The organism is Amycolatopsis japonica, from assembly GCF_000732925.1.
Lineage (GTDB): Bacteria > Actinomycetota > Actinomycetes > Mycobacteriales > Pseudonocardiaceae > Amycolatopsis > Amycolatopsis japonica.
Window position 1 is genome coordinate 7,606,652 of the sequence record NZ_CP008953.1, and the last position, 21,220, is coordinate 7,627,871.

Here is a 21,220-nt window from a genome sequence, read left to right on the forward strand (position 1 = left end):
ATGCAACCGGTCGAATCGAAACCGGCGGAGACGGGTTCGCCCGCCCACCACTGGCGGGTCGAGGCCCAGCTCCCCGTCGACTACGAAGTCCGGCTGACCACCGGCGTACTCGACCCGTCCAACCCGGCGTTGCTCGACGCGGGCACCCTCGTCCGCGCCGAACGGCTTCGGCGGTTCGTCGTGGTCGACGCCGAGGTCTACGCCATCTACGGCGACAACGTGCGCAAATACCTGGAACACCACAACGTCGAATACAGCCTCTGCGTCCTGCCCGTCTCGGAGGAGACCAAGACGATGGAGTCGGTGTTCACCGTGGTGAACGACCTCGACTCGTTCGGTATCTCCCGCCGGAACGAGCCGATCATCGCCATCGGTGGCGGCGTCGTGCTCGACATCGTCGGCCTGGTCGGCAGCCTGTACCGGCGCGGGACCCCGTACGTCCGGGTCCCCACTTCACTGATCGGGCTGGTCGACGCCGGCGTCGGCATCAAGACCGGCGTGAACCACGGCGACCACAAGAACCGTCTCGGCTCGTACTTCGCGCCGACGGTGGCGTTGCTGGACCGCGATTTTCTGGCCACATTGGACGGTCGGCACATCAGCAACGGCCTCGCCGAGATCCTCAAGATCGCGCTGATCAAGGACGCGAGGTTGTTCCAGCTCCTGGAGGACCACGCCGAGTTGCTCCTCGCCGAACGGCTCACCGGCCAGACGCAGACCGGCGACCTCGTCGCCGGCGAGGTGTTCAGCCGGGCGGTGGGCGGCATGCTGGAGGAGCTGCAGCCGAACCTGTGGGAGAAGCAGCTGGAACGGGTGGTCGACTACGGTCACTCGTTCAGTCCCACGCTGGAGATGCGGGCGCTTCCCGCGTTGCTGCACGGCGAGGCCGTGACCATCGACATGGCGCTGACCACGGTGCTCGCCGAGGCCCGCGGCCTGGTGTCCACAGTGGACCGCGAGCGGATCTTCCGGCTCATGCGTCGGCTGCGCCTGCCCGTCTGGCATCCGTTGATGGAGGCCGAACTGCTGGAACACGCGCTACGGGAGACGGTCCGGCACCGGGACGGGCTGCAACGGATGCCGATCCCGGTCGGGATCGGTGCGGCCTGCTTCCTCAACGATCTCACCGCCGCCGAACTCGCCCATGCGGCGGAGAACCTTCGTACGCTGCACGAGACGGGGGCGGACGAGGTGATCGTCACCGACGTCGGCGGCCGGTCCGACGCCGACGGGAACCGCCTGATCGACCGGGGCGGGCTGAGCAGCACCTGGCAGGCGATCCATTGGGCTTCGCTGCCACCCGGCGGCCTCCGGGTGGAGGACACGCGGACCGGGACCGACAAGTTCTGTTTCGTGCTGTCGGGCGAAGGTGCGCTGCGGGTCGACGAGGTCTCGCACGACTTGCGTCCCGGCGACCTGATCGCCACCAGAGCCGGTGCGGTGCACCGTTTCGCGAATCAGGGCACGGACCACCTGAACTGGCTGATGATCGAAGTGCCCGGCGGCGTGGCATGACCCGGCGGCGGGGCATCCCCGGGGCCAGGGCGGTGCACCATGTCGCCTACACCGTCCCGGATCTGGAGCAGGCGGTCGAGTTCTTCGTCGAGGTCGTCGGCGCGGAGCTGATCTACACCGAGGGCCCGGTGCAGGACCGGGAAGGCGACTGGATGACCCGCAAACTCGCCGTGGACGCCTCGGCCGTCGCCAGGGTCGCCATGCTCCGGATGGGGCCGGTGACCAACCTGGAGCTCTTCGAGTACACCGCGCCGGATCAGCGCTGCGAGCTTCCCCGCAACAGCGACTGGGGCGGTCACCACCTGGCGATCCACGTCACGGACGTCGACGCCGCCGCGGCCTATCTGCGGACCCAACCGGGTGTCCGTGTCCTCGGCGACCCGGAAACGATCACCGACGGGCCGATCGCGGGAGATCGGTGGGTGTACTTCCTGACGCCGTGGGGGATGCAGATGGAATTGATCGACATCCCCGCGGGCGCGCCGTTCGAACAGGAGACCGCCGCGCGCCCGTACCAGTCCGACCGGCCATGGGCCAACCGCTAAGGAGCAGCATGACCGAACCATCCGCGCTCGTTCCCGCCGGCCACGGGCCGACGACCTGGTTCGACGGCAACGTCTACACCGTGAAGGCGAGCGCCGAGAGCACCAACGGCGCCATGTCCGTCCTGGAGTCCTCGATCCTGCCGGGAAGCGGTCCGCCGCTGCACGTCCACACGCAGGAGGACGAGGCGTTCTACGTCCTGTCCGGCCAGCTGAGTTTCACCGTCGGCGACGAGCAGTTCCTCGGCAAGGCGGGGGATTTCGTGCTCGTCCCCCGCGGCGTCCCGCACTGCTTCAAGAACATCAGCGCCCACGTCGCGCACACGATCTTCGTCTACACCCCCGCCGGGTTCGAGAAGTTCTTCCAGGAGGCGGGTGATCCGGCCGTGCCGGGCATGCCGGTCCCGAAGTGGGGGCCCGCGGAGTTCGAACGGGCGGCGGAGATCGCCGCCCGGCACGGCTGGGAGGGGCCGAGGACGGAGCAGGAGGCCGGCCGGTAGCTACTTCTTCTTCCCGGCTCCCGGCCACGGTCCCGGCGTCTCGGCGGGCAGTTCGGCCTCCTCGACCTCGGTGCGGAACAGCCGGAAGCCGCGCGCCTGGTAGTTCTTGAGCGCGGCCGGGCCGTCGGTGGTGCACGTGTGGACCGTGACGCGGCGCGCCGGCGCTTTGCCCGGCCAGCGCTCCGCGAGCGTCCACGCCTCCCGCAGCGCGACGGTCAGCAGATGCCCTCCGAGGCCCTTGCCGACGAAGGACGACATCAGGCCGAAGTACGCGAGTTCCACTTCGCCCTCGACAGTGCCGTCGAGCTCGAAGTACCCGCACGGCGTCCCCTGCGCGTACGCCACCCAGGTCTCGACGCCCGGCCTGTCCAGCCACTCGATCCACTGATCCCACGACCAGCCGAGCCGGTCGATCCAGAACCAGTCGCCGCCGACGGCGGTGTAGAGGTAGCGATTCAGCTCCGGGCTGACCAGCTCGGCGCGGGTGACCGTCACCGGGACGGCAGGCGGTTTCGCCGCGCTCAGGTCGTCCGGTGAGGTCTGTTCGAGGTGCCAGGTGGTGATCTCCATGCGGGGATCATTTCAGCCAGACCCGCAGCGGCCCCAGCGCCGTGTAGCCGTCGCGGAGGGCGGCGTCGAGATCTTCGCCGCGTTCGTAGCCGGTGATCGGCAAGCCGGGGAAGCTCGCCGCGACGGCCGAGGTCGCGCCGCGCCAGGCCTCGTCCAGATCGCCTTGAGTGTACAAATTGGACAGTCCGGCGAAGCCGCCGTCACGATTGGCCGTCACTCCGGCGACGCCGTTCGACCACACGGCGACGGACGGATCGTCGAACCGGTCGTCGACCCGGGCCCAGCCCGGTTCGAGCGGCACGTCGGCCATCCGCGCGATCCACGTCGCCTCGAAGAGCACCTCGAAACCTTCGCGCGCGAGATCCAGGCAGGCGAAGCTGTCCTTCACCGCGCAGCCTGGTGAGGTGTCGATCCCGTCCAGTACCTCCGCGGCCGTCGCGTCGGGAGCCAGAGTCACCGCGTCGGGATACAGCGGCGGCGTCCGGATCGGCGACTTCCAGACGCGGGTGGTGAAGGTGCCCGTCCGGCAGACCACATCGCACCAGCGGGCGTTGACGCGCGCGGCGTCGGCTACACCCGCGCGAACCACAGCACGTCCGGTTCCCCTTGCGGCACCGGGATCTTCAGCTCCCGAACCTCACCGAACCGAGCCCGCAGCCGTTTCGCGAACGACGGCACCGACTCGGCACTCCACACCGCGAGCACGCCGCCCGGCCGCAACCGCGCGGTGAGCATGTCGAGACCGGCGTCGGAATACAGCTTCGCGTTGCCGTCGGTGACCGTCCACTCAGGACCGTTGTCGATGTCGAGACACAGCGCGTCGAACCGCTCTTCCGTACGGCGCAACCATTTCACCAGATCGGCCTCGACCACGGTGACCCGTTCGTCGGACAGGGCGTCGTCGTGGACGTCCTTGAGCGGGCCCTCGCGGTTCCAGCCGATCACGGCGGGCTCGCGCTCGACGACCACGACCTCGCCGACACCGGGGTGGTCCAGCGCGGCGCGCAGCGAATAGCCGACCCCGAGGCCGCCGATCAGCATCCGTGCCTTGCCCGGCACCAGATCCGCGGCCACCGAGACGAGCAACCGTTCGGATTCACCGTTACGGGTGTCCATCAGGAAGACGCCGTTGGCGATGACCTCGAAATCATCGCCCGCCCTGCGGAGCACCAATTCGCCGCTCTTCCCGGCCACCTTGTCGAGTACGTCGGTCATCCGGGCAGCCTATCGGCGACGGTCACAGCAAGCCCGCCAATTTGTACAACACCAGACTGCCCGCGACGGCGACGTTGAGGCTCGCGCCGGTGCCCACCATCGGGATTTCGACGACGGTGTCGAGAAGGTCGAGCGCTTCCGGCGGAATACCCTGCTGCTCATGGCCGAGCACGGCGATCGTCCGCCCCCGCGCGGGCGGGAGATCGGCGAGGCGCACGGCCTCGTCGGCGAGTTCGACGCCGACGATCGCCGTGCCCGCCGCCTTCTCCCGCGTCAGCCAGCCGGGTGGATCGTGCACCCAGTGCACACAAGCCGGACGCCGCAACGTGTTCCCCCGGCGCAGCGCCTCCGGCACCCAGGGAAACCTCGGTACGGCAAGGCAAGCACCCACGGCGTCGCAGGTCCGCAGCAGGGTGCCGAGGTTCGCGCCGTGCAGCGGCCACAGCGGTGCCGCGACGAGATGCCCCCAGCAGGAATGGGATTTCCTTCTTCTGGCCGCACGCAGCTCCGAAGGCGTGCGGACCCGGATCGACGGGCTCACCGGACGTGAGGCGTCGCGCCTCCAAGGATTTCGAGGATCATGCCGACACTGTAGCGGGATCAGTCCGACGCTCCTAACCTTGAAACGTCGGAGGTGGTTCTCATGCAGGCGACCGTCGGAGACGAGATCCACGTGCACGGACGCACGGTGGGCTCGGCCGAACAACGCGGCGAGATCCTCGAGGTACGCGGCGAACACGGTGCCCCGCCGTATCTCGTCCGGTTCGCGGACGGACACGAAGGGCTGGTCTTCCCCGGCCCCGACTGCGAAGTCCAGACACGCGCCGAGTAGTCGTCACTCGGCCATGGCGGGCTGCTTCACGCGGCTCCGCCAGCCCGCCACGACCACGGCCGCGCCGAGCGCGGTCAGCACCGCCGCGATCTCGGGCAGCAGGAGCGGCCCGCCGCCGCTGAGCACCGCTCCCCCGACCAGGCCGGAGAGGCCGACGCCGAGGTAGATCGCGGACGCGTTGAGCGAGAGCACGAGCCCGGCGTTCTGCTTGGACAGCTCGATCAGCCGGTGCTGGATCGGCGGGTTGACCGACCAGGTGGCCAGCCCCCAGAGGAAGAGGACGACGGCCGCGCCCGCGACGGTGGTCGCCACCAGCGGCAGCATCGCGAGCACCACGGTGATCCCGCCGAACACGATCAGCAGCGGTCCCCTCGCGCCCCAGCGGTCGGTGGCGCGGCCGCCGAGGACGTTGCCGAGCGCGCCACCCGCGCCGTAGACGAACAGCAGCAGGCTGACCGTCGTGCCGTGGATACCCGCGGTGGCCGACAGGACCGGCGAGATGAAGGTGTACACGGAGAACGCGGCGAGGCAGCCGAGCACGGTCGCGCCGAGCATGGCGAGCACACGCGGGTCCTTGGCGACGGTGAACCGTTCGGCCAGCCGGACCGGGGGCGGCGCCGGGACGGCGGGCAAGACCATCCGGACGGCGAAGGCGCCGAGGAGCGAGAAGGCCGCGACGAGCGCGAAGACGGCCTGGTAGCCGACGCTCTGCGAAAGGACACTGCCGAGCGGGACGCCCAGGATCGTCGCGACGGTGAGCCCGCCGAAGACGAGCGCGACCGCGCGGCCCCGGCGTTCCGGCGAGGTGAGCTCGGCGGCGACGGCGCTCGCGGCCGGGGTGAAGACCGCGGCGCCGATCGCGGTGACGACCCGCGCGAGCAGCAGGGTCACGTAGCCGGGCGCGAGGGCGGCGAGCGCGTTGCCGATGGCGGTGACGACGAGCGCGGCGACCAGGAGCGTGCGGCGTTCCCAGCGGCCGGTGACCGCGGCGAACAGGGGCGAGCCGACCGCGTACGCGATGGCGAAGGCGGTGACCAGCTGGGCGGCGGCCGTCTCGGAGACGGCGAGCTCGCCGGTCAGCGCCGGCAGCAGCCCGGCGACGACGTAGCCGCTGGTCCCGACCGCGAAGGTGCCGAGCGCCAGCACCGCGGTCCTGGGTGGTGCGAAAGTCATGACTCCCCAGCTCCAGACCCCACAGATCGCGTTTAGCCCGCTAAACGCAGGTCGGCGCCGGATCGCGGTTAGCCCGCGAAAGGCGACACGGGGTCGTTGTTCGATGGTTGTCGTAGTTCGATGGTGACCGTACTACGGATACGCGAGAAGTTCGAGGGGCGTCGTACTATGGACGGATGGCCGCGACGCAGCAGTACGTCTATCCCGATCGGGACGAGATCCGGATCGAGGCGGTCCTCGCCGCGCTCGCGGACCCGGTCCGGCTCGACATGGTCCGCCAGCTGGCCGACGCCGGCTCCGAGATCTCGTGCAGCGGTTTCGACGTCGCCGTGACCAAGTCCACACTCACCCATCACCTGCGCACCCTGCGCGAAGCGGGCATCATCATGGGCCGCCAGCAGGGCACCGCCCGCTACAACTCGTTGCGCCGCAACGATCTCGACGAGCTCTTCCCGGGACTGCTCCAGGGCGTGCTCGCCGCCCGCCGCTGAGGGTGGTCAGCCTCACCCGAAACCGGGATGACAAACGCCCCCTCGATCCGTTGAACTGGACGCAGGACAGCTCGTCGACGCTGGGGCCGCACGCGCTGTCTTCTTTTGTGTCCGAGACCTAAATCGATTCAGCTCCCCATCCGCGACGCTGGGCGAGTAATCGTTTACTCACGTACGACCCCGGAAGGAGAGCCGTGCCCGTCGCGCTGCTCGCGCTCGCCATCGGTGCCTTCGGCATCGGGACCACCGAATTCGTCATGATGGGCGTGCTGCCCGAAGCCGCCGCCGACTTCGGCGTGTCGATCCCGTCCGCCGGTTACCTCATCTCCGGCTACGCCCTGGGCGTCGTGGTCGGCGCACCGCTGCTCACCGCCGCCGCCGTCCGGCTGCCACGCAAGACGATGCTGCTGGCGATGATGGGACTGTTCACGCTCGGCAACACCCTCTTCGCGCTTTCGCCGAACCAGGAGTTCGGCGTCGCGTTCCGCTTCCTCGCCGGTCTGCCGCACGGCGCGTTCTTCGGCGCCGGCGCGGTGGTCGCGTCCAGCCTGGCCAAGCCGGGCGAACGCGCGAAGGCCGTCTCGATGATGTTCCTGGGCCTGACCCTCGCCAACGTCGTCGGCGTGCCGCTGGGGACGCTCCTCGGCCAGAAGGTCGGCTGGCGCGCGACCTTCGGCGTCGTCGCCGTGATCGGCCTGATCGCCATGGCCGCGATCGCGAAACTGGTCCCCCACCAGGGCAAACCGGCCGAGCCGTCGCTGCGCGGCGAACTCGGTGCCTTCCGCCGTCCGCAGGTGTGGCTCGCCCTCGCGATCGTCACCTTCGGCCTCGGCGGCGTGTTCGCCTGCCTCTCCTACATCGCGCCGATGCTGACCGACGTCACCGGCTACTCGCCGTCGAACGTCACCCTGCTGCTCTCGCTGGCCGGGGTCGGCATGACGATCGGCAACATCCTCGGCGGCAGGCTCGCCGACAAGGCGCTGATGCCGAGCCTCTACGTCTCGCTGTTCGGCCTGGCCACGGTGCTGGCGATCTTCACCTTCACCGCGAACGGCAAGGTCGGCGCGGCGGTGACGATCTTCTTCGTGGGCCTCGCCGGGTTCATGATCGGCCCGATGATGCAGGCCCGGATCATGGAGAAGGCGGGCGGGACGCCGTCGCTGGTCTCTGCGGCCGTGCAGTCGGCGTTCAACATCGCGAACTCGATCGGCGCCTACCTGGGCGGACTGGTGATCGCGGGCGGCTTCGGCCTGGTCGCGCCGAACTGGGTCGGTGCGTCGCTGGCCGTCCTGGGGCTCTCGCTGGCCGTCGTGTCCGGCGGCATGGACCGCCGCGAAGCACGCCTGGCCCCCGCGATGGCGTCCTGACCTCTTAGGACAGGGGCCCGCCGGTGATCGTGAACGCGATGAAGAGGATCAACACCGACAGCGCGCCGTAGGTCAGGACGTCGACCGGCTTGCCCCGGATCGCCAGCAACCCGGCCTTCGCTTCGGGCAGCACCGCCCGGAGCAGGCCGGCGAGCAGCAACGCGCCGCCGATCAGCGCGGCCCCCTGCCGCCAGTGGTACTGGCCGATCCGCAGGGCGGCGACCGCCACCACCAGCATCACCAGCAGAAACGGCAGGTGATGGAGCAGTGCCCCACGGTCACGCCGCTGTCCGGCCACCGCCATCAGTCCTCGTCCTTCGGGGTCTCGCCGGCAAATCGGTTCACCCCGTCAGTATCCCGGGTGAGTGATCGGGCAGCAGGTCAGGGCGACTTCCGAGGGAGTCAATAGCGGCAAAACCCACATGCGGGGTGCACAGGAGCGCGGATACGGTCAAAATGTGACCGTGGCACAACCGACGACTCAGTTGAACGCGACCGAGCAGGACACCCTGGTCAAACAGATCGGCCTCGCCCTGCTGCGGGCCGCTCCGCGTGATTGGCGGAAGGTGACCGCCGAGTACCGAGCCGTCGGCAGGTACCACGAGATGACCGGCGAGATCATCACCGAGGACGGCACCTCGCACGAGTGGGTCGCGACGCACGACATCGCGACGCTGTTCGGCAGGCTCCGTGCCGGGATGTACCGCGACGGCCGCGGCACCTGGTTCAACGCCCGTTACCAGCTCGACCACCCGTCCAGCTACAACCTCGAATACAACCGCGACGAGCCGCAGTGGCGCCTCGCGCCGCCTCCTCAGGCGCTCTCCGACGAACTGCGCATGTTCCCCCGCTCCGAGGAGAACGTGCCCGAATGGCTGATCCGGCGCATGTCCGGCCTCGGCCCCGAACAGCCAGGACCGCATTTCCGCATCGCCCGCATCTTCGACACCATCGGCCCGGCCGGACGTCCGGTGATCAACCGGCCCGACCTGGAGATCGAGGAGCAGGACAGGCTGCTCGAATACCTCGACCACGCGCCGCTGGTGGTCACCGAGCGCGGCTACGACATCGACAGGCTCGCGCAGACTCCCGAGGCCACCGTCCCGGTCGCCTTCCACAGCGACGGCCAGTGGATCTGGCCCGCCGCCGTCAACTTCTACCTGCGCGAGTACGGCGTCTCGCCGGAGCTCGACCTGATCGACCACGTCCGGCAGAACGACTTCACGCTGCCCGAGGTCGACGCCCCGACGCTGCAGGCCGCGGCGGGGTACCTCACCCGGGGGAATCAGCCCCCGCAGCAGCGCCCCGGCCCCGGTGGCCCGGGTGGACCCAACGGCGTGCCCGCGGGCCCGCCTCCGCAGGGCCCGCCGCAGAACGGCCCGGCGCCTTCGCAGCAGGCCGGTCCCGGCGCTCCCGGACAGCCCGGTCCCGGTGGTCCGGGGCCGAACCAGCCCCCCGCTCAGCCGCCCGTCCCGCCGCCGCACCAGCAGGGCCCGGATCCGGCCGTGGCGGCCGCCGCGGCCGCGGCACCGGTCGCCGCGGCGGCGGCGGTCCCCTCCGCCGAGTCGGCCGTCCCTGACCAGGCCGAGCAGGCCCAGCGGTACGAAGACGACTACGACACCCAGGACTACCAGGCGCAGGACTTCCACGAGGCCGCCGCCGAGCAGCAGTACGAAGAGGGTTACGAAGACCCGTACGCGTCCGAACAGGACACCTACGCGGACGAGGCCCGGCAGGACACCGAGCCCGAGCCGGAACCGCGGATCGCCGACCCGGAGGCGACCACGTACGCGCGGGCTCCGCAGGCCGACGCCTACGAGCAGCCTCCTCACGAAGAGGAGCAGGACGCGTACGCCCGGCAGGAGGAAGAGCAGCCGTACGCGCCTCCGGAGGAGGAGACGACCACCGGCTACACCCCGGTCGAGCAGGCCGACGCCGGTCCTGAGCTGCCTCTCCTGACGCACGACGCGGAGCCGAACGTGGCACCGCCGCCGTCGGATTCCGAGGTCACGCAGGTCGACACCCCACCGCAGGAGCGGGGGACCTTTGCTACCACCCCCGTGCCCCAGCCGGAGCCCGAGCCGCGACGCGAGGAAGCGCAGCCGCGCCGCGCCGAGCACCCCGTGCCCGTGCTGAACGAGCTGCAGGCGAGGTTCGACGACCTCGACGTGCCCGAAGACGTCTACCGCATCGGCGCCCCCGCCGAGCACGGCTGGAGCGTCGAGCAGGTCGACGGTGGCGGCTGGCGGGTCGGCTGGTACGACGGGAAGCTGACCAACCCGGCGGTGTTCGGCGACGCCGAGGACGCGGCCGCGTTCATGCTCGGCAAGGTCCTGCTGAACCCGAACGGCGCCCCGCCTCCCGAGGAGCCGCCCGCCGCCGAAGAGCCGCCTGTCGAGGAGCCCGCTCCGGCGCCTCCCGTGCTGGCGACGCTGTCCCCCGAGATCGCGACCGGTTCGCATCCGGTGCCGCCCCGGGAGTCGATCCCGGCGCAGGAACAGACCGCGTTCACGACGGCCGAGGAGCTGCTCGGGGACGATTTGGACGACGAGCCCGCCCCCGCTCCGGTCCCGCCCGCGCCCCCGTCGCGGCCGAACCCGGTGCTGGCGAGCCCGCCGCCCGCGCCGCCGCGGCGTGAGCCGCCGGTGACGCCGCCGCCTCCGCCGCCGATGCGGCGCGAGGAACCGGCCCGTCCGCCGGTCGCGGCGAACGCCGGGGCCCCCGACGCCAAGCAGAACTGGCCGATCTCGCCGCTCAACGGCGAGCCGCCGCTGACGCTGTTCCGCGGCAAGGAGCTGCGTGAGCTGCCCGCCGGCAGCGAACTGGACCGTTTCGGCGGCCCGAACGGCAACCTGACCTACGCGGCCGGGACGCCGTTCGAGGAGCGCTCGCTCGTGCCGGAATGGGTGAACCGGCCGTACCACGTGTACCGCGTGCAGCGTCCGCTCGAAGCCCTCGCCGGTGTCGCGATCCCGTGGTTCAACCAGCCGGGTGGCGGGTCGGCGTACCTGCTGCCCGCGTCCATCGAGGAGTTGCTCGCCGAGGGCGACCTCATCGAGCTGGACCCGGGCGAACCGCCGATCGACTAGCCCTCTCAAGTGCAATGAAAGGTCCTTTCCTCGCAAATTTTGCGAGGAAAGGACCTTTCATTGCACGCGGGGTCAGTGGATGACGAGGCCGTGCGCGGCGGCGTAGGCGATCGCGGTCTCGGTGTCCACGTGGACACCGGAGAGGTTCGCCTGCACCAGCCCGTTGGCGTCGAGCCGCGCGCCGCGCAGGTCCGCGCCCTCGAGTTTCGCGCCCGCCAGCCGGGCACCGGTGAGATCCGCGCCACGCAGAGCGGCACCGGTCAGGTCCGCGTCCAGCAGGTTCGCCTCGCGCAGTCGCAGACCACCCAGATCCACTTTGGACAGACGAGCCTTGCTGAGCGAGACGAGCGAAAGATCGCATTCGGTGAAGGCGATCTTCTGGAATCGGCAGTCCACAAAGGACGATCCGAGCATCGAGCAGGAGCTCCACCGCGTGCCGGCCAGTACGGTGCGGTCGAAGGTGCACGAGCGGAACGCCGACGCCTCGTGGCGCGAGCCCTCGAAGTCCGTCTTGGTGAAGTCGCACTGGTCGAAGGTGCAGCCTTGGGTGCGCAGCCCGCGCAGGTCGGCTTCGGTGAAATCACAGCCGACGAAACTGCGTTTTTCCCACCATTGCTGGGAAAGGACGGCTTCTCGGTAGTCCTCGGCAGTCTCGATCACCCGTCCAGGATCGCATACCCGCTCAACCCCAGGTGATCCTGCCGAACATCGCGCGCAGCTTCGCCGCCCGTGCCTGCGAAGACGCGGCGATCCAGCCGATCCGGCCGAGCAGATGGGCACGGAAGTCCGGATGCCTGCCCCGGTTCTGCGCTTCCGGGCCGGTTCGGACGCAGTTGTGGAGCAGGGCACGCAGTGCGTCGTAGTCGGCACGCGTCGCGGCGGGCGCGCTGTTGACCACCAGGCCCGCGACCCGTTGCCGCTGGTGCGCGCCGGCGATCGACGTCTTGTCGTCCCGGAGCCGGAAGCCCTCGTCGGTCACGATCCGCCGGACGCCGGGCAGCAACCGGTGCAGTGGCAGGGAATCCCCGGAGAACGCCAGATCGTCGGCGTACCGCGTGTACGTCGCGCCCAGTACGCGCGCGAGCCCGTCGAGCCGCCGGTCCAGATGATGCGTGACCGCGTTCGCGACCGAGGGCGAGGACGGCGCGCCCTGCGGCAGATGCGTGGCCGCCAGGTTGCTCAACAGCCGCGTTCGCGCCGGGTCCCGCCGTCCGCCGGGCACGGTGGCGAGGACATCGGGCGGAACGGCCGTGGTGAGCACGCCCGCCAGCGCCTCCGCCACCGCGGGCGGGTAGCCGGCGAGGGCGAGCAACGCCGAGATCCGGCGCGCGGACACCGCCGGGAAGAACCCTTCGAGGTCCATCCTGACCACGGTCTCCCGCCCGGCGTGCGGCGCGGCGCACGACAGCGGCGAACGCCCGCGCCGGAACCCGTGCGCGGCCTCGTGCACCGGCAGCGCGTCGACGACGTGCCGCACGATCCGGCGCTGCAGTTCGGCGAGCCGCGGTTTCGGCCGCTCGATGAGCCGCACGCCGCCCGAAGCGGTCGGGAGCCAGCGGTAGGTGTAGTGCCGGACCGGCTCGGCGGCGCGCCTGTTCCAGCCCTTCGCGTCGGCGAACCACGAGAGTTCGCCGGGCGTCAGGTCGAGCGCGGCGGCGCACTCGTCGACGGTCGTCCAGCGAGCCACCTGGAACCGCCAAACCGGCGGCAGGGGTTCGAGGAGCGACGCGGAGGTGACTCTTTCTCCTGTCATCCGCGCGGACTCGCACGCGGAGCATGCCGCGCTCGCGCGGGGCGCCTTGTTTCGCTGACTTCGTACTCCCCGGGGTTGCCCCGGAGTGGGTGGCGATCCACCGGCTCACCTCCGCGTCGCTGTCACCACCCTACCGATTTCAGCGGCTGGGGATGATCTTCGAGCCGGAGACGTACCGCATGGCCTCGATGAACTTCGGATCGTTCATCCGTCGCTCCATCTCCGGGTAGTCGAGATCGACCAGCCGGGTCTGGATCCACCACAGGTTGCCGAACGGGTCCCGGACCCGGCCGACACGGTCGCCGAAGAAGAGTTCGGTCTGCCTCGTCACTTCTTCGGCGCCCGCCTCGACCGCCCGGCGCTGCGTCTCCACGCTGTCCTCGACGTAGAGCCTCAGGTAAGCCGGAGTGTCGACCCAGTCGTCCTTCGCGTCGAACAACATGACGACCGAGTCGCCGATCCGGACCTCCGCGTGCCCGATCTTCCCGCCCTCGACGTACACCGGTTCACCGATCGGCTCGGCGTCGAAGACGCGCTTGAGGAAGTCGATCACGCCCGCGGTGTCACGCGAGATGATCCACGGGGTGACCGAGTGGTAGCCGTCGGGAATCGGGTTGCTCATCGGAGTTCTCCTCGTCGTCGTAAGCGATGAGAAGAACGCTAGAGCCCGTATAGGACAGATCGTGTCCTAATGCGTCTTCAGCAGGAAAGGCGGCTGCGACTCCTGCCACTCCGGCATGTCCAGCGAGTTGAGCACCTCGACGATCCGCTTCTCTTCGTAGCGGAAATGCGTCTCCATGATCGCCGTGAGGCCGTCCAGTTCCCGTTGGACGTCGAGGATCTCGTCCTGACTCGACCCGGGGCCGACCCCGGCGACCAGCTCTTCGAGCCGTTCGATGATCCCGGTCATCACCCCGTGGTCGTGTGCGAGCTCTTCGAGCGAAGGTCGCAATTCGGGGAATTTGTCCGCCAGCACAAGGAAAGCACCGCCGTCCTCGCCGGTGTGATGCCTCGTGAGCGCCGAGCAGAAGGTGAGGCAATGCGCCCTGAGATCGCGTAGCCGCTCGGCACGCCCCTCAGCGACCGACCCGAGGTCGTCGTGCAGCAAGGCCAGCTCTTTACGCAGCCAGTTGTGAACCTGAACGAGTTGATTTCCGAACGCCGTCAACCGGCCGTTCGTCCGAGAAGGGGTTTCCATGATTTCCCATGGTCCGGCGCCTCCATGCCCGCGACGGTCTCTTTGCCGGGTGCACTGCGACGCTGGCGCAACTTCAGCACAGCCCCCCGGTGATCGTCAAGAGGGTTCAGCGGAAGTCACGGGACTTGGCGGTGATCCGCAACGGCAGATGCCGGATCTGTTCGGCGAGGACGTTCACCACCTCACCGGTGCGCTCGACCACGCCTCGGATCAGCAGCGCGGGACTGCCGCGGGCGACGCGGTGATAGCGCTGCCACACGCCCATCGTGCAGATGACGTTGATCATCCCCGTCTCGTCTTCGAGGTTCATGAAGGTGACGCCGCCCGCGGTCGCCGGCCGCTGGCGATGGGTCACGGCGCCCCCGGTCAGCACCTCGGCGCCGTGCGGGATCTCGCGCAGGCCCGCCGCGGTGACGACACCGAGTTCGTCGAGGTGTTCCCGGATGAACTGGGTCGGGAAGCTGTCCGGTGACACCCCGGTGGCCCAGACGTCCGCGGCCGCGATGTCGATTTCGTCCATCCCCGGCAACATCGGCGCTTTGGCCCCGGTGATCAGCCCCGGCAGCTTCTCCAGGCTTTCGTCGGCGACCGCGCCCGCCGCCCAGAGCGCGCTCCGCCTGCTCTCACCGAAACAACCGAACGCGCCGGCCGCGGCCAGCGCCTCGACCTGCGGTTTGGTCAGCCGTACCCGCCGGGCGACCTCCGCCAGATCCGCGAACGGGCCGTCGCGGTCCCGCTCCTCGACGATCTTCCGCGCCAAGTTCTCGCCGATCATCCGCACGGTGGACAGACCGCCGCGTACGGCGAGCAGTTCTCCCCCGTCCGGCAAGGGTTCCAGCGTCGCGTGCGGAAGGCTCGCGTTGATGTCCGGGCCGAGCACCCGCACTCCGTGCCGCCGCGCGTCGGCGACCAGCGACTGCGGCGAGTAGAACCCCATCGGTTGCGCACGCAGCAAACCCGCCAGGAACGCGTCCGGGTGGTAGTACTTGAAGTACGAACTCGCGAACACCAGCAGGGCGAAACTCAGCGCGTGGCTCTCCGGGAAGCCGAAATTCGCGAAGGCCTTGAGCTTGCCGAAGATCTTCTCCGCCAGCTCCCCGTCGACGTCGTTCCTCGCGGCACCTTCGAGGAAACGTCGTTTGAGCCTTTCCATCCTGTGTTCGGAACGTTTGGCACCCATGGCGTGCCGCAGCTGATCCGCCTCCGCCGGGGTGAAATCGGCGATATCGAGGGCGATCTGCATCATCTGTTCCTGGAACAACGGGACGCCGAGCGTCTTCCCCAGCGCGTTGGCCAGTTTCGGATGGTCGAAATCCCATTTCTCCTGGCCGTTCTTGCGCCGGATGTAGGGATGCACCGAACCACCCTGGATCGGCCCGGGCCGGATGAGCGCGACCTCGACCGCCAGATCGTAGAACTTCTTGGGGCGCAAGCGGGGCAGCGTGGCCAGCTGCGCGCGGCTCTCCACCTGGAAGACGCCGATCGCGTCGGCACGGCAGAGCATTTCGTAGATGTTCTGATCCTTGAGATCCAATTCGGAGATGTCGACCTCTTCCCCTTTGTGGTCACGAACCAGATCGATCATATAGTGCAGGGCCGACAACATTCCGAGCCCGAGCAGGTCGAATTTGACCAGTCCGGCGGCGGCGCAGTCGTCCTTCTCCCACTGCACGACACTGCGATTCTCCATACGGGCCCATTCGATCGGGACCACCTCGCTCACCGGCTGTTCGCAGATCACCATTCCGCCGGAATGGATGCCCAGATGCCGGGGGAAGTCTTCGAGCGCGCAAGCCAGCTCCACGACCTCTTCCGGGATATCGTGATCGTGGTCCTTCTCCGTGGCCCGCAACGCACCCCAGCGGTCGATCTGCTTGCTCCACGCGTCCTGCTGGCCGGGCGAGTACCCCAGCGCCCGCGCCGCGTCCCGGACCGCGGACCGCGCCCGGTAGGTGATCACGTTCGCCACCTGCGCGGTGTTCAGCCGCCCGTATTTCCGGTAGACGTACTGGATCGCCTCCTCGCGGCGATCGGATTCGATGTCGAGGTCGATGTCCGGGTAGCCGTCGCGTTCCGGGGCGAGGAACCGTTCGAAGAGCAGGCCGTAGCGCACGGCGTCGACCTTGGTGATGCCGAGCGCGTAACAGACCGCCGAGTTCGCGGCCGATCCCCGGCCCTGACAGAGGATGTCGCTCTCCCGGCAGAACCGCACGATGTCCCAGACGATCAGGAAGTAGCCGGGGAAACCCAGTTCTTCGATGATGTCCAGTTCGTGCTCGATCAGCTTCCGGGCCTTCTCGCGGTACTCGGCGTCTTTGTTCTTCTCGTGCTCCTTCGCGCCCTCGTAAGTGAGTTCCCGGAGGTAGGACGCTTCGGTGTGTCCCTCCGGTACCTCGAACGGCGGCAGCTTCGGCTCGATGTGGTGGAGTTCGAACGCGCACTCCCGCCCGAGCAGCGCCGCCCGCTGCACCGCGCCCGGATACCGCGCGAAGATCTCGGCCATCTCCTCCCCCGACCGCAGGAACGCCGTCCCCGCGGCGGGCAGCCAGCCCTCCATGTCCTCCAGCCCCCGCCGGGCGCGAATGGCGCTGAGCGCGTCGGCGAGCGGCGCCCGCTCCGGCCGGGCGTAGTGCGCGGCCGTGGTCGCCACCGTCGGCAGGCCGAACTCGTCGGCCATCTCGCTCAGCAGGTCGTTGTGCGTGCTGTCCAAGGGAAGGCTGTGGTCGATGAGTTCGACATAGACGTTTTCCCGGCCGAAGCAGTCGATGAGTTCCTTCAACCGCACCACGGCCGCGGCAGGGCCTTCGGTGACGAGTGCCTTGCGCACCGCGCCCTTGCGGCAGCCGGTGAGCACGACGCACTTCCCGCGCACCTCTTCGGCGACCGCGCGCAGGTCGTAGACCGGCCTGCCCTTCTCCGCCCTTTCCTTGGGGGACAACGACCGCCGGTCGAAGCCGTGCAGCTGACCGGCGGTGATCGCCCGGTTCAGGCTCAGATAACCGTCCTTTTGCTTGGCCAGCAGGAGCAGATGCTCGCCCTCGGGATCGGCGAACCCGTTCTGCGGGCCGGACAGCCCGAAACTGAGCTCCGTGCCGAAAACGGTGTGCACGCCCAGTTCCCTCGCCGCTTCGGCGAAACGCACCACGCCGTACATGCCGTCGTGATCGGTGAGCGCGATCGCGTCCAGGCCCAGCCGTGCGGCTTCCTCCACCAGTTCCTCGGGATGGCTCGCGCCGTCGAGAAAGCTGAAGTTCGAATGGCAGTGCAGTTCGGCGTACGGCATCCGGCGCGCGGTGGCGCCGTCGTCGTCACCGATCAGCCCGGCCAGATCCGCGGGCCGCTGGTAGCCCTGCCGCTTGGCACTCCACGCGGGGCTGTCACCGCCATCGCCGGGCGGTGACACCTCACCCGCGAGCTCGCGGGCGAGGTCCTTCCACGGCCGTGGAGGATTGTTCCAGCCCATCGGTCACCGGTTCTCGGTCGAGCTTCTCGGCGCGGGGACGAACACTTCCGCGCGCGGGACGCACGCCGCCCAGGCCGTTTCCAGTTCCGCACGTTGCACCGGGATGGCCGGCTCCTCCAGCCATCGCCGCACCAGCCGCGTGTACTCCTCGTCCATGTTCAGTCGTACTTCCCTTCCAGTGTCCACATCGGATTCTTGTGATGCTCGAAGCGGAGCAGCACCGCTTCCTCGGCGTCCTGCCCGTCGGCCAGCAGCACCTGCAACCGCATCCGCGTCCCCGACCGGGCATGGCCCGCGCCGGCCCGGACACCGACGAACCACGGCCCCGCCCAAGCGAGGACCTCGCGCGGCTCACCGCCCTCGAAGCTCACGAAACACGGCGCGGCGGTGACCCGGCGCCGCGTGGTGATCTCCACGACGCGCCCGCTTTCGTCCAGCACCTGGGCGGGCACCGGCCGGGCGAACACCGTCGCCGGGGAAGGCGACGGGAGCCTCCCGGCCCAGTTCGCGTCCGCCTGCGCCGTCTTCTCCCGCCTGTCACCCCACGGCACCAGCCGGGCCCGCTCGGCGGGGCCGTGGCCGCCGTCGAGCACCGCGGTGAAGACGCTCTCCGGGCCGAGCAATCCCTGCACCCGTACCAGGGCGCGACCGGCGCGCTCGCCGGACAGGTCCTCGTCCTCGGTGGACGGCCGCAGCACCCCCGCCGCACCCGCCTGCCACAACCCGAGCTGCAGCGACCGGCCTTCGACCGTCTCCTCCGGCTCCAGCCGCAGCCGGACGACCCCGGAATGGGGGCGATCTTTGGCTTTCAGCCAGCCTTCGAACTGCCAGCGCACCCTGTCCGCGACGCCGAGTGGCGTCAGCGGTTCGGCGCAACGCCACACGCGGCCGAGCTGCTCGCCGGTCTCGGTGGTGGCGTAGATGCCGAGCCGGGTGCAGGCCAGCCCGTACGCGGCGAGCCCGGCATGGAAGCGTTCGCCGAGCCCTTTCGCCACGAACGCGGCGGCGTCGACCCGGTCGATCGGCGGATCGAACGCCTTCGCGAGCGAGAGTTCCGGTGGCGGACGGCGGCGCGACGGCGGACGTTCGGACCGTCCTCGTGCCAACCGATGCGCGAGCACCCCCTCCATTCCGAACCTCGCGGAGACATCACTTTCACCGAGCGCCGCGAAGGCACCCAGCGTCTGCAGACCGAGCTGCTTGAGCAAGGTGACCAGCTCGGCGCGGCCCGCCTCGGGCTGGTCGAGTTCGCGGATGGGCAGCGGGGCCAGGAATTCCGCCGTCCCACCGGGTTCGACCAGCGTCGAACGGCGGGCGGCGAGCGTCGCGGCGAACAGGCCGTCGGCCACGCCGACCTGGCTCTCCACTCCCGCCGCCACCGACACCTCGTCCACCAGTCTTTCGAGGAGGCCGTGCTCACCGCCGAAGTAACCGGCCGCGCCGTCGACCGGGACGGCGACGATCCCCGGGCGTACCACTTCGACGCCGACGGCCAGCTCTTCCACCGCCCGTGCGACGGATTCGAAGAGCCGGGCGTCGCGACCTTCGTCCTCACCGAAGACCGCCAGCTCCGGACAGCAGGACTGGGCCTCGCGCCGCCGCATCCCGCGGCGGACGCCGTAGCCCCTGGCCACCGCGGTGCAGGCGACCACGCGGTTCGCCGAGAAGACCGCGGCCGGGCGGCCGACGGGTTCGCCCGCGACGGCCGCGGCGGCGACCGCGGGCCAGTCCGGGCACCACAGGACGAGCATGCGCACCGGCGGGTTCATGCCGTCCCCCACTTGGTCGTGGGGAACTCGGCCCGCTCGACCTCGCCCTCGCCGGGAAAGCGCAGCAAGGCCGACATCGGCCGGGCGGCCGCACCCCGGCCGCCCGCCCGCACTTCCACCTCACGAGCGCGCAGATAGCCCGCACCGCCGCCGGTGAAACCCGTCCAATGCGAACGACGACAGCTCAGCTCGACTTCCGCACCGGGCCAGGAACCCAGCGAAAGCAGCACCGAACCACGGTTGCGCGCGCGGGCGGACAGCCTTCTCGCCACGTCGGGCCGGGCGAGCCCCGGACCGACGACCACGAGATCGAAACCGTCCAGCAAGGCCGCGGTCACCGCCGGGAACTCGGCACCGGGACGGGGGACCAGCGCCAGCCTGCCCACCTCGACCCCGAGTTCCGCGGCGGCGACCACCCCGAGCGTGGGCAGGCCGACCGCGACCGCCCACGCACCGCCGGCGGTCGCGGCGGCCAGCAGGGTGAGCATCAGTGACGTGGACCCCAGCACCGAAACGGTGCTCCCGCGCCGGAGCCCCGCGGCGGGCAGCAGACCGGACAACGCCGGGGACACCGGGAGCACCCTTCCCGTCGTCCTCGCGTGTTCGGCCGCGGAAGCCACGCCACTGGCCGTGCTCACTCCTGGCAAAGCCGCCAGCCTCGCCAACGGCAAGGCCCGCGCCTCGACCACCTCCGCTGTCACCGGACCTCGCCTCCCCACGACACCTAGACCGTCCTTTGTGGACGGCACCGGCGTGCCACGGGGAAGGCGGCACTTCGAACGCTTGTTCGATGACTCCAGTAGACCGGGTGGCGCAGCGCTTGTCAAGCGAGCCGGAACGATCACCGGACCTGTCACGTCCGAGACCGGGGGTCTTCCCGTCAGGAAAGGAAAACCGCAGTGGACGACGCTTGGCCCGAGACGGTGAACGGCTGGGAACTCGCCAGGGAAGGCCATATCGAGAACTACCGCAAACGCCTGGCCAACCGGGTCACGGTCACCGCGATGTGGGAGAACGGGACCGGGCGGGGCCGGGTGGACGCCCGCACCGAGCCGCTGGGCGGCGGCCGGACACTGACCAGCAGCCGCAAGGACTTCCGGGACAAGGACGCGTTCTGGACCGCCGCGACCTGCGTGCTGGAGATGGCCGCGAACCTGCCGTCGCTGGACTGGCACACGAGCCCGGCGCCCACCGCGCTGGCCGGGACCGTGGCGGGCATGGTCGAGGCGGAGCCCGGCACCAGCGGTTACCCGGAGGCCGAACTGACGTTCACGTTGACCGACGGGCAGACCGTGACGCTGTGCATGACCGACGAACAGGCCTTCGACCTGAGCAACAGCATCTCGCGGCTCGATCACCACGTCTGGTCCGAAGAACGCGAAGACGACGAAGAAGATGAAGACGACTACGACCTCGATCAGGTCGAACCCGTAATCGTCGAAGAAGTGCCCGACGTCAGCGAAGTCCAGTCCGGCCCGGACAGCGGGCACGACCTGGTCATGGTTCTGGAGGAACGGTTCGGCGTCACCGAGGACGACCTGCTGGCGCACGTCGACTGGTCCGCGCTCATCGTGGTGGGCGAACCGGCGGTGAGTTCCCTCATCGAACGAGGTGGCGAACTGACCGACGCGGTCGCGCCGCGGTGGTATCCGGTCGTGGCGGACCGGCCCGGTGAACGCTGGGTCGTCCTGAAGCGCACCGGCCTGCGCTACCACGGCGAATGAAGCCTCGTGAGTGGCAAGG

General features: G+C 69.6%; 22 protein-coding genes. 8 read left to right on the plus strand and 14 right to left on the minus strand.

Translation table 11 applies throughout. The features are described from left to right. From AJAP_RS35055 to AJAP_RS35065, 3 genes are read left to right on the plus strand one after another with little or no spacing between them, the layout of a single operon-like run. Positions 1–1,515, plus strand: a complete 1,515-nt coding sequence (locus AJAP_RS35055) for an iron-containing alcohol dehydrogenase (RefSeq protein ID WP_051972687.1) — start codon at positions 1–3, stop codon at positions 1,513–1,515. Then, complete coding sequence (locus AJAP_RS35060; RefSeq protein ID WP_038519539.1) at positions 1,512–2,060, plus strand: VOC family protein; 549 nt, start codon at positions 1,512–1,514, stop codon at positions 2,058–2,060. Before AJAP_RS35055 ends, AJAP_RS35060 begins: the two co-directional genes overlap by 4 nt. An 8-nt stretch (positions 2,061–2,068) precedes the next feature. Continuing rightward, positions 2,069–2,557, plus strand: a complete 489-nt coding sequence (locus tag AJAP_RS35065) for a quercetin 2,3-dioxygenase (protein WP_038519542.1) — start codon at positions 2,069–2,071, stop codon at positions 2,555–2,557. On the opposite strand, the gene AJAP_RS35070 is transcribed toward AJAP_RS35065, so the two are convergent. Genes AJAP_RS35070 through AJAP_RS35085 form a run of 4 tightly spaced genes read right to left on the minus strand, consistent with a single transcriptional unit; the run spans position 2,558 to position 4,883 of the window. Further along, the gene (locus tag AJAP_RS35070) at positions 2,558–3,127 is read right to left on the minus strand and encodes a GNAT family N-acetyltransferase (RefSeq protein WP_038519545.1); all 570 of its coding nucleotides are present in this window, start codon (positions 3,125–3,127) and stop codon (positions 2,558–2,560) included. Between the two features lie 7 nt (positions 3,128–3,134). Beyond that, entirely contained in the window at positions 3,135–3,716 is a 582-nt protein-coding gene (locus AJAP_RS35075; protein ID WP_038519547.1) for a hypothetical protein, read from the minus strand. Then, positions 3,698–4,342 carry a spermine/spermidine synthase domain-containing protein gene (locus tag AJAP_RS35080; protein ID WP_038519549.1) on the minus strand — a complete coding sequence of 215 codons (645 nt, stop codon included), beginning with the start codon at positions 4,340–4,342 and terminating at the stop codon, positions 3,698–3,700. The genes AJAP_RS35075 and AJAP_RS35080 overlap by 19 nt, the downstream gene beginning before the upstream one ends. A 22-nt stretch (positions 4,343–4,364) precedes the next feature. Further along, entirely contained in the window at positions 4,365–4,883 is a 519-nt protein-coding gene (locus tag AJAP_RS35085; protein ID WP_228694728.1) for a TrmH family RNA methyltransferase, read from the minus strand. Positions 4,884–4,985: 102 nt separating this feature from the next. On the opposite strand from AJAP_RS35085, the gene AJAP_RS35090 reads away from it, so the two are divergent. After that, on the plus strand, positions 4,986–5,174 hold the full coding sequence (locus tag AJAP_RS35090) for a DUF1918 domain-containing protein (RefSeq protein ID WP_037332488.1): 189 nt from the start codon (positions 4,986–4,988) through the stop codon (positions 5,172–5,174). Between the two features lie 3 nt (positions 5,175–5,177). Here AJAP_RS35090 and AJAP_RS35095 read toward each other — a convergent pair whose 3' ends face one another. Beyond that, the gene (locus AJAP_RS35095; protein WP_038519552.1) at positions 5,178–6,347 is read right to left on the minus strand and encodes an MFS transporter; all 1,170 of its coding nucleotides are present in this window, start codon (positions 6,345–6,347) and stop codon (positions 5,178–5,180) included. A gap of 176 nt (positions 6,348–6,523) precedes the next feature. Between AJAP_RS35095 and AJAP_RS35100 the strand changes: the two genes are divergently transcribed. After that, positions 6,524–6,838: an ArsR/SmtB family transcription factor gene (locus tag AJAP_RS35100; RefSeq protein ID WP_038519555.1), complete on the plus strand. Its 315-nt coding sequence runs from the start codon at positions 6,524–6,526 to the stop codon at positions 6,836–6,838. Between the two features lie 194 nt (positions 6,839–7,032). Beyond that, complete coding sequence (locus tag AJAP_RS35105; protein WP_038519557.1) at positions 7,033–8,205, plus strand: MFS transporter; 1,173 nt, start codon at positions 7,033–7,035, stop codon at positions 8,203–8,205. 4 nt (positions 8,206–8,209) lie between these two features. Here the strand turns inward: AJAP_RS35105 and AJAP_RS35110 are convergent, their stop codons facing one another. Beyond that, complete coding sequence (locus tag AJAP_RS35110) at positions 8,210–8,509, minus strand: DUF3017 domain-containing protein (protein ID WP_034304513.1); 300 nt, start codon at positions 8,507–8,509, stop codon at positions 8,210–8,212. Between the two features lie 118 nt (positions 8,510–8,627). Here AJAP_RS35110 and AJAP_RS35115 point away from each other — a divergent pair, with 118 nt between their 5' ends. Then, entirely contained in the window at positions 8,628–11,294 is a 2,667-nt protein-coding gene (locus tag AJAP_RS35115; RefSeq protein WP_407639387.1) for a TNT domain-containing protein, read from the plus strand. 72 nt (positions 11,295–11,366) lie between these two features. On the opposite strand, the gene AJAP_RS35120 is transcribed toward AJAP_RS35115, so the two are convergent. The 8 genes from AJAP_RS35120 to AJAP_RS35150 all read right to left on the minus strand — a co-directional run bounded on the left by AJAP_RS35120 (position 11,367) and on the right by AJAP_RS35150 (position 20,148). Next, a complete protein-coding gene (locus tag AJAP_RS35120; protein WP_038519564.1) occupies positions 11,367–11,954 on the minus strand; it encodes a pentapeptide repeat-containing protein in 588 nt (195 codons plus the stop codon). Positions 11,955–11,976: 22 nt separating this feature from the next. Next, the gene (locus AJAP_RS35125) at positions 11,977–13,047 is read right to left on the minus strand and encodes a reverse transcriptase family protein (RefSeq protein ID WP_038519567.1); all 1,071 of its coding nucleotides are present in this window, start codon (positions 13,045–13,047) and stop codon (positions 11,977–11,979) included. A 139-nt stretch (positions 13,048–13,186) separates the two neighbouring features. After that, entirely contained in the window at positions 13,187–13,669 is a 483-nt protein-coding gene (locus AJAP_RS35130; RefSeq protein WP_038519570.1) for a VOC family protein, read from the minus strand. A 66-nt stretch (positions 13,670–13,735) separates the two neighbouring features. Continuing rightward, complete coding sequence (locus tag AJAP_RS35135) at positions 13,736–14,245, minus strand: hemerythrin domain-containing protein (RefSeq protein WP_037332496.1); 510 nt, start codon at positions 14,243–14,245, stop codon at positions 13,736–13,738. 106 nt (positions 14,246–14,351) lie between these two features. Beyond that, positions 14,352–17,708, minus strand: a complete 3,357-nt coding sequence (locus tag AJAP_RS35140; RefSeq protein WP_038519573.1) for an error-prone DNA polymerase — start codon at positions 17,706–17,708, stop codon at positions 14,352–14,354. A gap of 3 nt (positions 17,709–17,711) precedes the next feature. After that, positions 17,712–17,864, minus strand: a complete 153-nt coding sequence (locus tag AJAP_RS44445) for a hypothetical protein (RefSeq protein WP_167551727.1) — start codon at positions 17,862–17,864, stop codon at positions 17,712–17,714. 2 nt (positions 17,865–17,866) lie between these two features. After that, positions 17,867–19,477 (minus strand): DNA polymerase Y family protein, encoded by a 1,611-nt coding sequence (locus AJAP_RS35145; protein ID WP_228694730.1) that lies wholly within the window; start codon positions 19,475–19,477, stop codon positions 17,867–17,869. Continuing rightward, complete coding sequence (locus tag AJAP_RS35150; RefSeq protein ID WP_038524473.1) at positions 19,474–20,148, minus strand: hypothetical protein; 675 nt, start codon at positions 20,146–20,148, stop codon at positions 19,474–19,476. Before AJAP_RS35150 ends, AJAP_RS35145 begins: the two co-directional genes overlap by 4 nt. A gap of 228 nt (positions 20,149–20,376) precedes the next feature. Between AJAP_RS35150 and AJAP_RS35155 the strand changes: the two genes are divergently transcribed. Next, the gene (locus tag AJAP_RS35155) at positions 20,377–21,201 is read left to right on the plus strand and encodes a hypothetical protein (RefSeq protein WP_038519576.1); all 825 of its coding nucleotides are present in this window, start codon (positions 20,377–20,379) and stop codon (positions 21,199–21,201) included. The last annotated feature ends 19 nt before the right edge of the window (positions 21,202–21,220 follow it).